10 protein-coding genes and 1 other RNA gene are annotated in these 15,703 nt (G+C 60.3%); 3 read left to right on the forward strand and 8 right to left on the reverse strand.

What is annotated here, in order from left to right:
- Positions 1 to 399: 399 nt before the first annotated feature.
- Positions 400 to 2,718, forward strand: coding sequence for a DUF5703 domain-containing protein (locus SFU85_07270; protein MDX6766574.1), 2,319 nt, complete (start codon positions 400 to 402; stop codon positions 2,716 to 2,718).
- 300 nt (positions 2,719 to 3,018) lie between these two features.
- Here the strand turns inward: SFU85_07270 and SFU85_07275 are convergent, their stop codons facing one another.
- From SFU85_07275 to plsY, 7 genes are all read right to left on the reverse strand, one after another.
- Complete coding sequence (locus SFU85_07275; GenBank protein ID MDX6766575.1) at positions 3,019 to 5,658, reverse strand: glycoside hydrolase N-terminal domain-containing protein; 2,640 nt, start codon at positions 5,656 to 5,658, stop codon at positions 3,019 to 3,021.
- Between the two features lie 275 nt (positions 5,659 to 5,933).
- A complete protein-coding gene (lepB, locus tag SFU85_07280) occupies positions 5,934 to 7,061 on the reverse strand; it encodes a signal peptidase I (GenBank protein MDX6766576.1) in 1,128 nt (375 codons plus the stop codon).
- Positions 7,062 to 7,099: 38 nt separating this feature from the next.
- Positions 7,100 to 8,896 (reverse strand): translation elongation factor 4, encoded by a 1,797-nt coding sequence (gene lepA / locus SFU85_07285; GenBank protein ID MDX6766577.1) that lies wholly within the window; start codon positions 8,894 to 8,896, stop codon positions 7,100 to 7,102.
- Positions 8,897 to 8,946: 50 nt separating this feature from the next.
- Complete coding sequence (gene rpe, locus SFU85_07290) at positions 8,947 to 9,630, reverse strand: ribulose-phosphate 3-epimerase (protein ID MDX6766578.1); 684 nt, start codon at positions 9,628 to 9,630, stop codon at positions 8,947 to 8,949.
- Positions 9,631 to 9,636: 6 nt separating this feature from the next.
- Positions 9,637 to 10,020: a VOC family protein gene (locus SFU85_07295; GenBank protein MDX6766579.1), complete on the reverse strand. Its 384-nt coding sequence runs from the start codon at positions 10,018 to 10,020 to the stop codon at positions 9,637 to 9,639.
- A gap of 61 nt (positions 10,021 to 10,081) precedes the next feature.
- Entirely contained in the window at positions 10,082 to 10,972 is an 891-nt protein-coding gene (locus SFU85_07300; GenBank protein ID MDX6766580.1) for an NAD(P)H-dependent glycerol-3-phosphate dehydrogenase, read from the reverse strand.
- Complete coding sequence (gene plsY, locus SFU85_07305) at positions 10,969 to 11,619, reverse strand: glycerol-3-phosphate 1-O-acyltransferase PlsY (GenBank protein MDX6766581.1); 651 nt, start codon at positions 11,617 to 11,619, stop codon at positions 10,969 to 10,971. Before plsY ends, SFU85_07300 begins: the two co-directional genes overlap by 4 nt.
- 139 nt (positions 11,620 to 11,758) lie before the next feature.
- Here plsY and SFU85_07310 point away from each other — a divergent pair, with 139 nt between their 5' ends.
- Together SFU85_07310 and SFU85_07315 are read left to right on the forward strand one after the other, a co-directional pair.
- On the forward strand, positions 11,759 to 13,165 hold the full coding sequence (locus SFU85_07310) for a hypothetical protein (GenBank protein MDX6766582.1): 1,407 nt from the start codon (positions 11,759 to 11,761) through the stop codon (positions 13,163 to 13,165).
- A 646-nt stretch (positions 13,166 to 13,811) separates the two neighbouring features.
- Positions 13,812 to 15,002: a YncE family protein gene (locus tag SFU85_07315; GenBank protein ID MDX6766583.1), complete on the forward strand. Its 1,191-nt coding sequence runs from the start codon at positions 13,812 to 13,814 to the stop codon at positions 15,000 to 15,002.
- Positions 15,003 to 15,117: 115 nt separating this feature from the next.
- Here the strand turns inward: SFU85_07315 and rnpB are convergent.
- Positions 15,118 to 15,526, reverse strand: an RNA gene (rnpB, locus tag SFU85_07320) — RNase P RNA component class A.
- Positions 15,527 to 15,703: the final 177 nt, after the last annotated feature.

The raw sequence follows: 15,703 nt of genomic DNA on the forward strand, positions 1-15,703 counted from the left end.
AGCGAGTGACACGTTAACAGGCGGTTACCGGGCGGACAAGGATCGGCTGACAGACACCGCAATGGCACGGACAAACCTGATGGGTCTGCCGGTCGGAAGCCGCACCGCCGGGACACTTCGCTGAACCAAACCCCGGAGCCAGCCCTTGTCGAATCGATCCTGAATCAAGTCAGGCTTCTCGACTCTCTGGCGTCATTTCAAAAGTGCCCTCGGGAGGATGCCGCACGCGTATCTCACTGGTCTGCGCATAGCCGCGGCAAAGCATCCCCTGCCCCTCCGCATCCCGACCCGCCCATCCAGGATTCCCATGGGCGGCATGAGGGTGGCCCCTATAGTGCGACGCTCTGTCCGGATCAATTGGTATTGCCTGCCTACAGGCTCGGCCATAAACCGGACTCCGTGGATCCGTTTCCGCTCACCTCCCCCCGTGGCGCATTCGCGCGCCACTGCGGACGAACCCCAGTCTGGCGCGCCCTCTGCCTTGGTTTGCTCGCGGCCAGCGCCTTGGTGGCGGTCCCCAAGGCACAATCCGCTGACATCGGACCCGCCGATCTGGCCCCATACAACGTGGTTTGGGAATCTCCCAGCGCCGATTCCGCGGGATCGATGCCGCTGGGCAATGGTGAGACCGGCATCAACCTGTGGGTCGAGAAATCCACCGGCGATGTCCTGCTCTATATCGCCCGTGGGGACGCATGGACGGAGAATGTCGTGCTTTATCGCGGCGACTACGGCCTGGCCAAGGTGGGAAGGATCAGGATCAAACTGGGCAACGGGGCTTTCCGCAATCCACAGCACTTCCGCCAGGAATACGACCTCGCCACCGCTTCCGTCACGGTCCAGGCCGATGGAACCACACTCAGGGCATGGGTCGATGCCCATTCCTCCCTGATCCGCCTGGAATTCAACGCCGCCAAACCGTTCTCCCTGCAGGCCGGAATCGACACTTACCGCAAAGAGGAGCTGCGTGGCACACTCAAGTTCCAGAAAGTTCTGTGGAGCGACACGCTCCAGCCGGCCGAGGGGGACGACTGCCTGATTCTCTCGAAAGACACCCTGCTCGAACCCGGGCCTTCCCAGATCGGCTGGTGTTACCAAAACCGGAATCCTTACCGGATTCCGGAACTCCAGGATTGGACATTCGGCGCGCTGGTGTTCGGGCAGAACATGCGCACAAACGGACCTTCGCTTCTCGAGTCCGCAGAACCATCGTCCGTTCAGCGTTTGATGATCGCCACGGCGGCGTTCCCGGCCGAATCGGTTCCCGCATGGCAGCACTTGGCCGCCGGACGCGCCGCGCTCTCCCGCCCGCGTGATTGGGCCACGGACTGGGCCGCCCACGTGGCATGGTGGCACCAGTTCTGGAACCGGAGCTACATCTTGGTCGAGGGAAACGAGGCGGCCCGTCGTCTGACGCAGGGCTATCTGCTCGCGCGCCAGATCCAGGCCTTCCAGGGACGCGGGCGCTATCCCATCAAGTTCAACGGCGGGTTGTTCAACTTCGACAACACCACCAAGGTGCGGAATTTGAAGTCGGGGGAATTCGAGGAACGCGGGGTCAACGGCGACTTCCGCCAATGGGGCGGACATTACTGGTTTCAGAACACCCGGCCGATGTACTGGCCGATGATGGCGGCGGGGGATTTCGACCTCATGCAACCCTTCTTCCGCATGTACCGCGACATTCTCTTCCGCAACGAGAAGGACTGCCGCGCCCACTACGGCCATGCCGGGGCTTACCTGGCCGAAACCTCCCCCTTCACCGGAGGACTCCCCAGAGTGCTGCCGGAACAGGAAGGCAACCACACACGCCACTACTACACACCGGTCCTCGAACTCGGTGCGCTCATGCTCGATTATTTCGACCACACCCAGGACGAAAAATTCGCACGCGAATACCTCGTGCCGATGATGGATCTGGGGCTGGCCTTTTTCCGCGAGCATTTCCCCCGCGATGGGGAGGGACGCCTCCGCATCGAACCTGCGAATTCGGCGGAAATGTTCTGGAAAACCCGCAACCCCGTAACCGACGTGGCCGGGCTCCACTACCTGCTGCCCCGCCTTATCGCCCTGCCCACGACCTGTCTGCCGGAAAAAACCAGAAGCCAGTGGCGCAGCATGCGGGATGCCCTACCCCCGATCCCCATGCGGAAGGAAGGCGCGAACACGCGCATACTGCCCTACGAGTCCGCCATCGATCCGAAGGAACACAACCAGGAGAATCCGGAACTCTACGCCATCTACCCTTTCCGCCTGTTCACTCTGGGACAGGGCGCGGAGAAAGAGGCGGTCGGCCGTTACAACTTCGGCCTCCGCCGCTTCAAAAGGGCCGGTTGTTGGTACCAAGACCCCGTCCAGGCCGCCCTCGTCGGGGACACGGCGTCGGCCGCTGAAGGGGCCCTTTTCGCTTTGACGAACAAAGACCCGCGTTGCCGCTTTCCGGCATTCTGGAACATCGGCAACGACTACGCGCCCGACTTCGACAACGGAGGTCATGGCATGCATGCCCTCCAGCTCATGCTGTTGCAATCCTCCGGCAGTTCGGTCTATGTCGCCCCGGCCTGGCCTAGCCAATGGAACGCCCGCTTCCGTCTGCATGCCGCGGGCAAAACCACCGTCGAGGGCCGGATCAAGGACGGCCGACCGGTGGACTTGGTGTTCTCGCCCGCGATCAGGCGCGTCAACGCCGTCCTCCCTATTGGGAAGAACACCCCGTGACCCGCCCGGCATCACTCGCTAACCACATTTCCGCCGGGTCGACGACCACCCGCACGCCGGAGCATTCTCGATCCTGATCCGCTTGGTTTTTGGCCCTGGTTTTCGCAGTTCGCATAATGGGACTGCCTCTGTTGTCACTGCCCCGCGTGTCCGATGGTGGTTCGGCCTGTATCTGCCAGGCAGAACTCACCAAGGTCGGGATGGATGTGCACCCACGGGTTTAAACGCGGTAACGGCATGGTCAAACGGGGGCGTCGAGATCTCCGCACTCTGATTCAGGTCGAAGGTTACTCCGTTTAGTCAGTTTCCGGATGGCACCCAGTCGAACTGCTTGTCCGGTTCAAGCACCACTTCAGCGGTGACCCGGCCGGACCGGACCTTGAAACGACCGCCACGAGGGCAAAGAAGTCGGGCCTTGGTCAACTGGCCGTCCTTCCACTCGAGATCCACGGTGACCCCGCCCCTCGCCCGGAGACCGGCAACCGACCCGGTCGGCCAGCCCTTCGGCAGCGCCGGCAGGAAATCAATCACGCCGGCATGTGACTGCAGCAGCATTTCCGAGATTCCGGCGGTGATGCCGAAGTTCCCATCGATTTGCATCGGCGGATGGTAGCCAAAGAGGTTGGGACAGGTGCTGCGCATGAAGCCGGCGATTTGGCGGCGGGCACTGTCACCATCCCGCAGACGGGCGTAGAGGTTGGTGCGCCAGGCGAAGGCCCATTCGTTGACGTTGCCACTGTCGCTGCGGCCGATGAGCGAGATTCGGGCCGCTTCCGCCAGTACGGGGGTCTGCTCCGGGCTGATTTGGCGTCCGGGATAAACAGCGAACAGATGGGACGTGTGCCGGTGGGTGTTGAGCGGGGTGTCCTCGGTGGACACGAGGCCGCCCAAACCGAGGGCGCGGGTCAGCAGGCTCCAATTCAGCCACGATTGCATGCCGGGGATTTTGTCGGCGCGGTTCTGGAGTTCGAGCAGGGAGGGGGTGGCGATTGGGACGAAAGCCGGTTCCGTGATCAGCGCGGGGCCGGTGACGAGGGCGTTGAGTCCATCGGTCAAGCTGGCGAAGTCCCGGGGATTGGCCGTCAGCCGTCCGGTGCGGTCTTTGCCGAGTCGCTCCCAAACGAGTCCTTGGGCGGAAGCGGGATTTTTCCGGGCATCCTCGATGAAGCGCGTGACCAGGGGTTCGGCGGACTTTTCCCAGCGGGCATCGACGGAGAAGACGGGCCTGGCTTTTTCCGTGCTCCATTCCAAAAGCTGGCCCCACGTGCCGACCGCCGGGGGCAGCAGGCGGCCCCGGGCGTCGGCGAGGCGCTGGCGGAGGTCCTCCTCTCCGCCAAGGATGGCGAGGGCGTCGAGGCAATTGGTGAAGTGGTTCCAGATTTTCTGCTGGCTGTAGGAAACGCCATCCTCGGTGGGGCCCTGTTCGGGGGACCACCCATCGGGCACCACGAGGGTGCCGTCGGGGAGGGCCTTGAGGCGTGCCAGCCAGAACTCGGCGAGGTCGCGCATCACGGGCCAACCAACGCGGCGCAGCCACTCCTTGTCCTGATTGAACGCGTAATGCTCCCAGAAGTGGTGGGCATACCAGACATTGGCGGTTTTGTCCCATTTCCAGCCGCCGCCGCCGAAGATGTTGTGGGAAGTGCGGACAGCCCATCCGGCGTTAGGTGTGTTGGGGGCGACCGGCTTGAAATCAGGGGAGAGGGCCGTGGCCTTGCGCCACGGTTCGATCTGGCTGAGAACGAGGTCGAGGAGCGGCGTGTGGATTTCCGGGAGATGGGTGGCTTCCGCCGGCCAGTAGTTCATCTGCACGTTGATGTTCGTGTGGTAATCGCTGTACCATGGGGCAACCCGCACATCATTCCACATTCCCTGGAGATTGGCCGGCAACGACCCGGGGCGGGAACAACTGATCAGCAGATAACGGCCATAGTTGAACAGGAGCGCCTCCATCTCCGGATCGGCCTGTGCCGGTTGTCGGCGGCGTTTGTCCGTCGGAATCGTATTCTGGGCCCCATTGGCGCTACCCAGATCCAGCCGCACCCGGTTGAAAAAGGCCTGATGATCCCGGGCCTGGGCCGCCCGCACCTTATCCCATCCTTCTCCGACGGCGGCCTTCAGTGTGTTCCTCACCGAGAGGGCGGGATCGTTTCCGCTCCGGTAGCCTTTGCTCACATCCATGGCGTAGTCCGTCGCCGCCGTGATATAGACCACGAGGCTGTCGCAGTTCCGGAAAGAAAGCCCTTGGTCCCCCGACTCCACAGTCCCGCCCTCGGGCGCGATTTCCAGTCCGGTCGCGAACCGCAGTCCGTTGGGCAGTTGCCCGGTCGCCATGATCCGCCGGTCTTGGATCGAGGATTCCACCGGGGTGGCGGACTGCCAGGTGAGGTTTCCCGTGAGTTTTCCCGGTTGGTCGGCGGTCAATCGCCACGCCAAGACATGAGCCGGGGCGCTCGCGATCAATTCCCGGGTGTAGCGCACCCCGTTCGCCCGGTAACTCACCCTCGCCATCGCTTCCTTCAGGTCCAGATCCCTGCGGTATTCGCCGGCTCCCTCATGTCCGGGCTGTGTCAGCCACAGATTCCCCAGGGGCTGATAAGCACCCATGGTCTCATAAACCCCGCTCGGATTCTCATCGCCGGTCCACAAACTGATTTCGTTGACCATCAGGCGTTCCAGCGCGGTGCCGCCGAAAACCATGGCTCCGACCCGGCCATTGCCGACCGGCAAAGCCTCGGTCATGTAGGGAGATCCGCCCGCCCAATTCTTCGGGTTGGGTTGCTCAAAAATAGGCCAGGTGCGTTTGCCATCGCTCCCCCCATCCGGGGTTCCGGTCGGTGCCGGCTGGTCATACCAGAGGATGGTGGAGCCGGTGGTTGCTGCGGCGAGCCAAGGGGCAAGTAAAAAGGGCAAGGCAACAACCAGACGCAGGGTGGGCATGCCGACGTATCATGACAAAACACGCGCCGCCCGCAAGTAGCGTAAGTTCATGCCCCGGGGTCCCGGGTCCGAGGACCCGACGGGACCATCGTATCAGTCGGCGCGCCTGAAGCACCACTATGTCAACTACATACCTATCATTTCTGTAGCGTTAAGTCCAAATCCGTCGGCACCTGGGTCCACTGCGATTTGACGCTGATCGAACGCTTGAAGATGGTGGCGGTTGCGTGGGAAACGGGCGTCCCCAGCCCGTAGTTCACCCAAGGCATCAACCCTCAGCGAATCAGGCCCCACCTTTGGGTGAAGGGCCAATAGACGATGAAACCGGTGCCAACCAGGTTCTCCCGCGGCACATGGCCCCATCGACGGCTGTCCGAGCTGTTGTAGCTGTTGTCGCCCATGGCCCAATACTGGTCCGGTCCCAGGTGCACGGTCTGTCCCTTTTCCGCCATGTGCGGTTCCATCAAACCATAGCCCCGGTAGCCGTCCTTCAGGCTGTAGATCCGGTCGAAGACGGGATTGGCGCGCATAATCTCGCCGTTGCGGATCAGATGCGGTGGGTCGACCTGGAGACGGTCACCGGGGGCGCCGACACACCGCTTGATGTAGAACTGGTCGAAATCCATCCCGGAAGCGCGGTTGCCTTGGCTGATGTAATCGATGTCGTGCGTGGTGAAGACGAAGACCTCCCCGGCCCTGGCTTTGCGGAAATGGTAGATGAACTTGTTGACGAAAACATGGTCGCCGGTGGCTACGCTGAAACGGGCGATCACCTCGCCCGGTTCAAAGGTCAGGCGGCCCTCTTGGCGCCGGGTGAGCAGTTCGGGGGCGCCTTTGAGTACTTGATCATAGGTGGCCCATACCAGATGACTACCCCGGTCCGTGACAAAGCGGGTCACGGTGATGAAGGGGATGCCGAACAGCTTTTCTTCATTCAAGCCCTGCAGCGTCTCCCGCTCGCTCGCGACCACCGTGTGCCAGGTCCGCCCGCGGATGAAAAAGTCGGCCACCTGAACCAAGGGATTGGGCGCCGGAGCCGCCTCGGGCTGGGTGTAAATGCCCCACAGCGTCGGCTTCATCGAATCAGTCGGGATCTTGAACGGCTGGAGGAAATACGTCCGCAAGGCCAGGGCCAGGACCACCGCCACGAACACCACCTCGACATTCTCGGCCCAGCCGTCCCAGCCGGGACGCGAGGGGAAGATGCCTTCGATTTCTCGGGAGATTTTGCCCAGGCGGGTCTGCTCCGCCTGCGAGGGCCGCGAAACTCCCGCCAGATCCTTGAGTTCTTTCAGCAGGGCCTCCGCCTGCTCCAACTTGTTGGGCTTCAACAGGTCGCGCTTGTAGGCCACCTTTTTACTGAGAAAGTGTAAAAGCTCTTTGGCTTGTTTCTTGAAACTCATAATAACGGGTCCAATCAGCTCGGGGTGAAGCGCTTCGATCAGGACGACTTGAGCACATTCAGGAAGGCTTCCTGCGGGATGTTGACCTTGCCGAACTGCTTCATCTTCTTCTTCCCTTCCTTCTGTTTCTCCAAAAGCTTGCGCTTGCGGGTGATGTCGCCGCCATAGCACTTGGCGATGACGTTCTTGCCCACCACTTTGACGTCCTCACGGGCGACGATCTTCCCGCCGATCGCCGCTTGCAGGGCCACCTTGAAGAGCTGGGCTGGGATCACTTCCTTCAACTTGGCCGTGAGGACCCGACCGCGGTAGGCCGCCTTGTCCCGGTGGACGATGGTGGAAAAGGCGTCCATGGGCTCGCCGTTGACCAGGATGTCCAATTTGACCAGATCGTCGGCCTTATAGGGCGAAAACTCGTAGTCCATCGAGCCGTAACCCCGGGTGATGGTTTTGATCTTGTCGTTGAAATCCACCAGGATCTCGTTCAGCGGGATCGGGATGGTCAGCATGACCCGGCGCGAATCCAGGGTTTCGGTGTGTTCGACATCCCCCCGCTTTTCCCGCACCAATTGGAGGATGTCGCCGATGCACTCGGTCGGGCAAAGCAGGAAGACCTTGACCATGGGCTCGCGGATTTCCTCGATGACCGAGGGATCGGGGAGCTGCGAGGGGTTGTCCACTTCGATCATCTCGCCGTTGGTCTTCAACACGTGGTAGACCACGCTCGGGTAGGTCGAGATGATGTCCATGTCGTACTCCCGGCGCAGGCGTTCCATGACGATTTCCATGTGCAGGAGGCCGAGGAATCCGCAGCGGAAGCCGAAGCCAAGGGCGACCGAGCTTTCGCTGGTGTAAATGAGGGCCGAATCGTTGAGCTGGAGCTTGGCCAGGGCGTATTTGAGTTTTTCGAAGTCGGCGGTATTGATCGGATAGACCCCGGAATAGACCATGGGGTGGACTTCCTTGAATCCGGGCAGGGGTTTTTCCACCGGGTGGGCCGAACCGGTGATGGTGTCGCCGATCTTCAATTCGGCCGTGGTCTTGATGTTGGCCACCACATAGCCGGAATCGCCCGCGCGCAGGACGTCGGTCACGACGGGCTTGGGATTGAAGAGACCCACTTCCTTGACGTCATACCGCTGGTTGGTGTGCATCAGCGTGATGTTGGTCCCGGCACGGAGTTCGCCCGAGAAGACCCGGATGTAGGCGATGACCCCGCGGTAGCCATCAAAGACCGAATCGACCACCAGTACGCGCAGGCGGTCGTCTTCCATGGCCGGGGGCGGAGGGACGCGCTGGATGATGGCCTCCAGGATGTCCTCGATGCCGATCCCCTGCTTGGCGCTGGCCAGGATGGCCTCGTCCGCCGGGATGGCCAGGATGTCCTCGATCTGCTTCTTGACCGTGGGGATGTCGGAATTCGGCAGGTCGATTTTGTTGATGACCGGGATGATGGTCAGCTTCTGCTGGTTGGCCAGGTGGAGGTTGGCCACGGTTTGGGCCTCGACACCCTGGGCGGCATCGACGATCAACACCGCCCCCTCGCAGGCGGCCAGGCTGCGCGAGACCTCGTAGGAAAAGTCGACGTGGCCGGGGGTATCTATGAGATTGAGGCGGTAGGTGTTTCCGTCCTTCGACTTGTAGGACATGGTCACCGGGTGGGCCTTGATGGTGATGCCCCGCTCCCGTTCCAGGTCCATCGAATCCAGATGCTGGTCCTGGATCTCCCGGGTGGAGATGGTGTTGGTGTGCAGCAGGAGTCGGTCGGACAGCGAGGTCTTGCCGTGGTCGATGTGGGCGATGATGCAAAAATTACGGGTCAGGGGGGGATTCATGTCGGGAGATTCGGGAAGTTGAACAAATGGAGAAAAGATCGAAGTGGATTTCAACCGGCCGAGCCGGCCTCGGTGGCCCGGAAGCGGAACTCACGGATGGCCGCGCCCATGTCCTCGTGCTTGAAGAGCGCGGTGCCCGCCACCAAAACATTGGCGCCAGCCGTGACGGAGGGACCCGCCGTGATGAGGTTGACCCCGCCGTCGACCTCGATGTCGACATTGAGGTTGCGGTCCAGAATGTATTTGCGCGCCGAGCGCACTTTTTCCAGAACCTCGATGATGAACGTCTGTCCACCGAAACCCGGGTTGACCGTCATGCAAAGCAACAGATCGATGTAGGGCAGCAGGGGGTACGTGTGTTCCACCAAAGTCAGGGGATTGATGGCCAGTCCCGCCTTGCAGCCCATGTCGCGGATCATTTTCAGGGTCTTGGTCACGTTGTGGTCGGATTCCAGGTGCACGGTCAACACATCCGCCCCGGCCTCGATGAAGGCGCGGGCGTAACGGTCCGGCTGCGAGATCATGAGGTGCACATCCAACGGCACTTCCGGACTGTAGCGCCGGAGCATGGGGAGCATGTCCACGCCGAACGATATGTTCGGCACGAAATGCCCGTCCATGATGTCGACATGCAGCCAATCCGCCCCGCCCTCGACGGCACGGCGTGCTTCCGGGCCCATCGCACCGAGGTCGGCGGCGAGCATCGAAGGGGCGACGATCAAGGGGCGTTGCATGGGGATTCAGGACTTGCGACGTTCGATCAATTCGATTTCGTAACCCTCGGGCGCATCGATGAAGGCAATGGTGCTGCCGGAGCTTGTCCGGGTCGGACCATCGGAGAGCGGGTAGCCCTTGGCGGTGGCGTGCCGGGCGAAGGCTTCCAAGTCCTCGACCTCGAAGGCCAGATGCGTCAGGTCGGCCTGGACCTGCACCGGTCCGCTGGAGGGAAAACTACAGATTTCGATTTCTTCCTCGCTCCCGGGGGCCTTGAAGAAGGCCAGTTCCGAGCCCCGGGGCGATTTGTGGCGTCGAAGTTCCTGCAAACCAAGCACATCCTTGTAGAATGAGGCGGTTTTTTCCAGGTCGTTGACGCGATAGCGCGTGTGCAGAAGCCGGGTGATCATCGTGGAAAACTACCGCAACGCCCGGTTCTGAAAAGCGGGATTTTTGGTCCCCTGCCCGCGGTCATTCTTCGTCGACCGAACGGGTCAGCAGGGAACGCATGCCCTCGGCCACACGTTTGCCCCCGTACAAGACCTGATAGATCTCGGTCGCGATCGGGGCCTTGATCCGGTGTTCGGTCACAATTTCATAAAGGGCCTTGGAAGTGGGCACCCCTTCCGCCGTGCCGCCCAAGTGGTCGAGAATCTCGCCCAATTCGCGGCCGCGTCCCAGGGCGACTCCCACCTGGTGATTGCGGCTTTGTCCGCTGTAGGCGGTGAGGATCAGGTCACCCATGCCCCCGAGGCCGAACACCGTCTCCATCCGGCCCCCGGAAACCCCGACCACCCGCACCATTTCGGCCAGGCTCCGGGTCATGAGACCGGCCAGGCCGTTTTCGCCAATGCCCAAACCCTCACACATCCCTCCCGCCAATGCGTAGACATTCTTCAGGGCCCCGCCGAGCTCCACCCCGACCAGATCGTTGCTGCGGTAGAGGCGGAAGGTGGTCTGGTGGGCCATTTCCTGCACCCGCGCGGCCAGTGCCGGGTCGAGCGAGGCCACCACCGCCGCGGTCGGAGCCCCGGTTTGGACTTCCGAAGCAAAACTCGGTCCCGAAACCGAGGCCAAAGGCGAGCCCGGCCAGACTTGCTCCACGATCTGGCTCACGCGCAGCCGGGTGGCAATTTCCAGTCCTTTGATCAGGCTGATGACCGGCACACCGGGATGCTGCAGGGAACCCAAGCGCGCGCGCAGGCTCTGGCAAGGCAACGCCAGAACCACCAGATCGCCCGGACCAGCCGGAGGCCAACTGGTGTGTTCCCGCTCGAGAAAGCCCACCTCATGCCCGTTACGCTCCAGCAGTTTCCCGAAGGCACTTCCCCAGGCCCCTTTGCCGATGATCGTGACCCTCATGGTGCCGGCTCCGCCGTTTCTTTCTTCTGCCCGAAGCGCAATTCCGTCCCGTTTCGCAGGCGCTGGATATTCGACCGGTGCCGCCAAACCGCCATCACTCCCAAAATCAGGGCCATGGCACAGAACCAACCCTTGTGCGGATAAAAGAGAAAGGCCGAGATGGGCAGGGTCACCGAGGCCGCGATCGAGGCCACTGAAACGTACCGCGTCAGACCGAAAAAAATCCAGAACATGATGAAACAGGCCAGACAACTCCACGGAAGCAAGGCCAGCAACACGCCCGCCGAAGTCGCCATCCCCTTCCCGCCTTTGAAACCCAGATAGGGACAAAAATTGTGTCCCAGCACCGCACCCATCGCCACGATGATCAACACAACCTGCGCCTCCAGCGGGTAAAGGTCGGGATGGTTCCCGGCCCAATGCTGTACCAGCACCAGCGGCACGAAGGCCTTGAGCACATCCAGGAGAAACACCGGAATGCCCCAGGCCTTGCCCAGCACCCGGATGGCGTTGGTCGCGCCGATGTTGCCACTTCCGGCCACCCGCAAATCAATCCCCCGCATCCTCCCCGCCAGATAGCCGAATGGAATGCCTCCCACCAGGAACGAAGCGATCCCCGTTCCCAACAACGTCAGCCAAGCGTTCATGACGACCCGGTTTAAGGAGCCCCCCCGGCCCGGGCAAGCACTTTCGTTCCACAGATCGGTCTTTCCTGTTCTTTCTCGCTCCTTGCCTCCCACAAAAATGTACTTTGCACCTTCCCGGCCCTCTTTATCCTTCCCCTCCATGTCTTCCGGAACGGCCCAGACTCTTTCTCCCGAACAGCGCTCCCTTTTCCTCAAGGCCAAGGAGGCCTCCGATCGCAACAACCACGACTACGCCATTTCCCTCCTTGGCCAGCTCGTCCATGACGTCCCCGGCAACCTCGAGGTCCGCCGCCTGCTCCGCGCCAACACCTTGGTCAAGTTCCGCGGCGCCTCTTCCCTCGCCCGCGGCATGAGCGCGGTCAAGATGCAACCCCTGCTCATCAAGGGCCGCAACGCCCTGAAAAAAAATCCCCTCGAGGCCCTCGAAGTGGCCGAGGAAGCCCTCGCCATCGAACCCACCAACGGCCAGGCCAACCAGCTGCTGGCCGAAGCCGGCGATGCCGCGGGCTTCCCGGGCATCGCCATCCTGGCCTTCGAAACCCTGCGCGACGCCAAGCCCGACGACGTGGCCGCCCTGAAACAACTCGGCCAGGCCTACATCCGCGCCGGCATGATCGACCGCGCCCTCGTGACCTATCAAAAGGCCAACGAAATCGCCCCCACCGACGGCGAGGCCCTCAAAGGCCTCAAGGATTGCAGCGCCATGCAGGCCTCCTCCAAGGGCGGATGGGACCAGGAAAGCGATTTCCGCAACCAACTCAAGGATGCCGACCAGGCCAAACTTCTCGAACAACAATCCCGCGTGGTCAAGTCGGACGAGGCCATCGACGCCCAACTGGCCGAGCTCATTCCCCAATACAACGAGAACCCCAACAACCTGAACATCGTCAAACAGATTGGCGATCTCTATGACCGGCGCGAGGACCTGGCCAACGCCCTCACCTTCTTCGAGTGGGCCTTCCACCTTTCCAACCAGGCCGACCCCGAACTGGAAAAACGCATCCACAAGATCCGGGTCCGCCAGCAGGAAGTCGTCGTCAAGGAACTGGAAGCCCGTCTGCTCACCGCCGAGGAGGAAGAGAAACCCGCCATCCAGGCCGAATTGGACGCCCTCCGGCAACAACGTGCCGGCTTCGAGTTGGAAAGCGCCCAGGAACGGGTCAAGCGCTACCCCAACGACCTCAACCTCCGCTTCGAACTCGGCCGGGCCCTCGTCCACGCCGGGCAATACAAAGAGGCCCAGCCCGAACTCCAACTCGCGCTCAAACAACCCAACGTCCGCCACCAGGCCTACAACCTCCTCGGTATCTCCTTCTGGAAGCGCAAAATGCTCGACTTCGCCGTCCGCCAGTTCCAGACCGCCAAGTCGGAAATCCTCGGCATGGACGGGCTCAAGAAAGAAATCGTCTACAACCTCGGGTGCGTGCTGGAGGAATCCGGCAAGAAGGACGAGGGCCTGGAGCAGTTCAAGGAAATCTACGAAGTCGACTCCCAGTTCAAAGACGTCGCCGAACGCGTCGAGCGTTCCTACGGGCAAGAAGAGTAAGAGCCCTCTCGTGTCATCAACGGTCGGTTTTAGCTATCAGCTATCGGCCGTCAGCTTTCAGCTTTTCGGCCACCGTAATCAGTCGTCCGTCCACCGCCTCCCCCATTTCCTCTCGTCCTCTTACTCGCTCTCGTGCTCGTTCTCTCCATCCCCGTTCAAGTTTCCCGAAGGCCCCGTCGGGCAACGCCCTCACGGGGAGGTTTGAAATTACAGCTTTCCACTTTCCTCCATATTAGACAGAGAAATCCTTCTTCCTTGCTGTCGGCCATCAGCTGTCCGCTTTCAGTTTATCCTTACACGCCCCGGCCCGATCAATCACCGGTCGATAAAACTATGAGAGGACAACCCTCCAAGCGGCACCCAGCGCTCCGCTGCTGGAACTCAACTATTGAACTACTATTCCATGCCTTGATTGTATTACACGCAATTGTTTTTTTTGATTACCTTTTTGTCGATCAATCACTTGAGAATATCACTGAAAATGCAAAAATATGCAGAAGCAAATGGGCGACTAAACAAATACGGCTTGAAGATTGGATCCCGAGAATTTTTGTATTCAGATATGAACATATTCCGCATGAAGATTTTTCTAACACCTCCACCTGTTTCAACTTGAAAATCCGGGAAGCTTCTGCAACGTCGGTCCATGAGGCCAACAATCCTGTGTGCTTTACTCGTCCTGCCTTTGTTCCATGCATTAGCTTCTTACGGCACCTTGCTTAAAACTTACAACTTTGCCGCCGGCGATATGGTCCGGGATCCGATTCGAGACATTATGTATTGCACGGTTCCCGAAACTAACAGTGTGGCAGCAATTGACACAAATACACTTGAAGTAATCGCCACCATTTATTGCGGAAGCAATCCAGCTGCCCTGGATGTCACCCAAGATGGAAATTTGCTCTTTGTAGCCAATTCAGGATCCACCACCCAAGGCATCGCCAAAATTGATCTACAGACATTCACACTACTCGGTTACATCGCAACCACCCAAAATTGTTATGATGTGGCAGCCGGCTCAGATAAAATAGTTTATACACGCGAAAATCAAATCAGGGCATACAACACTGAAACGGGAGCGGTCCTCAGTGGGGCACCATCCGGAGTATTTATCTACTCAGGTAAAATTGCCCTCAGTCCTGACCGAAAAACACTTTTCTATTACCAAAGCGGCCTCAGTCCCTCCACTTGGTACAAACTGGACGTCACCCAATGGCCCGCAACGGTTTCAAGTTCTGGCACCTATGGTTCCAACGGCTCCGATTTTGCACTCAGCGCCGACGGCCAATTCATCACATTTGCCTCGGGCGCGCCTTATAGCGTAGACAAACTTAGCTCCACAAATCCAACCTCCAGCTTCGGCACATTCAATACAGGAGCCTATCCGAGATCTGTTACGTATAGCGCCGACGGCTCCACTCTTTTTGCCACCCACACATCCGGCCATATTGATGCTTGGGATGCGGCAACTTATGTCCTCAAAGCCAACATCATACTGACGGGTGAAGCATACAGTCTCTTAACCGATCGGAAAAGCCGTGTTCTTTTTGCAGGCGACATCAGGTTCCAATCGCCGAATTTGCTTCGCGCATTTTTTATTGGTCAGTCCGAAAATGATGTGCCACTCAACACAGAAATACTCAGGGCCGTTGAAATCACTTGGGATTCGGAGGTCGGCCAGCTTTATCAAGTTCAGTGGAGACAATTGGCTAACGACACGCTTAGTTGGCAGGACTTGGGCTCTCCCATCCTCGGCAATGGATTGCGCATGAGCGTCTTTGACAAGCCTCGCGATTTCCGCGCCAAATTCTACCGCGTGACCAAGGTCAGTCCCTGACCTATTTCTATTAATTAAGCCTAGCCGAACCCTAAATTAAAGTCCTTTTGATCGGGAAGAGGATATCCCCCCGTTCCCAAACGGAGAAGGGCGGCCCGTTTCCGGGCCGCCCTTCGTGGACTGAGGCGATAAGCCGAATTTTGTTCCCCGCGGTTTCACACGCGGTTCGATGATCATTTCTCTCCCCGCCGGTTGCCCGGCGGGACCCCGCCTGCGCGGGGTGCAGCCTACCCGGGGGGATTCCGCTTGCGCGGAAGGTCAGGCAACCTCCCCCCTGTTCGGCCTTGCACCATCCAGGGTTTTTCGTGCCCCCCCGGTCTCCCGGAGGGCGGTGGGCTCTTACCCCGCCTTTTCACCCTTACCCATCCTTGTGGGATGGGCGGTTTGTTTTCTGTGACACTCTCCGTCCACCACCGGTTACCCGATGGCGTCCCGTGTGTTCTCCACGGTGGACTGCCTGAGGGTGTTCGGACTTTCCTCTCCGGCTTCCTTGCGGTCGCCGCAGCGATCATCTGCCTCAAGGTTGACGCTATCACATCCCTGCCCCGGGACAAGCTCTTAGAGCCTATCCGGATAACCCGCGTGACCCGCGCTGGGGATCAAAAAGCCGTCCGGCGAGGCGCGAGGAGGGAGCAGGTATGAAATATACCCGTGACCGACGAGCAACAAAGCGGGGCGGCTTTTTGGCCCCAGCCCAGAGG

The sequence above is a fragment of the Candidatus Methylacidiphilales bacterium genome, from assembly GCA_033875315.1.
Taxonomy (GTDB): Bacteria; Verrucomicrobiota; Verrucomicrobiia; order Methylacidiphilales; family CAZTYG01; genus JANRJG01.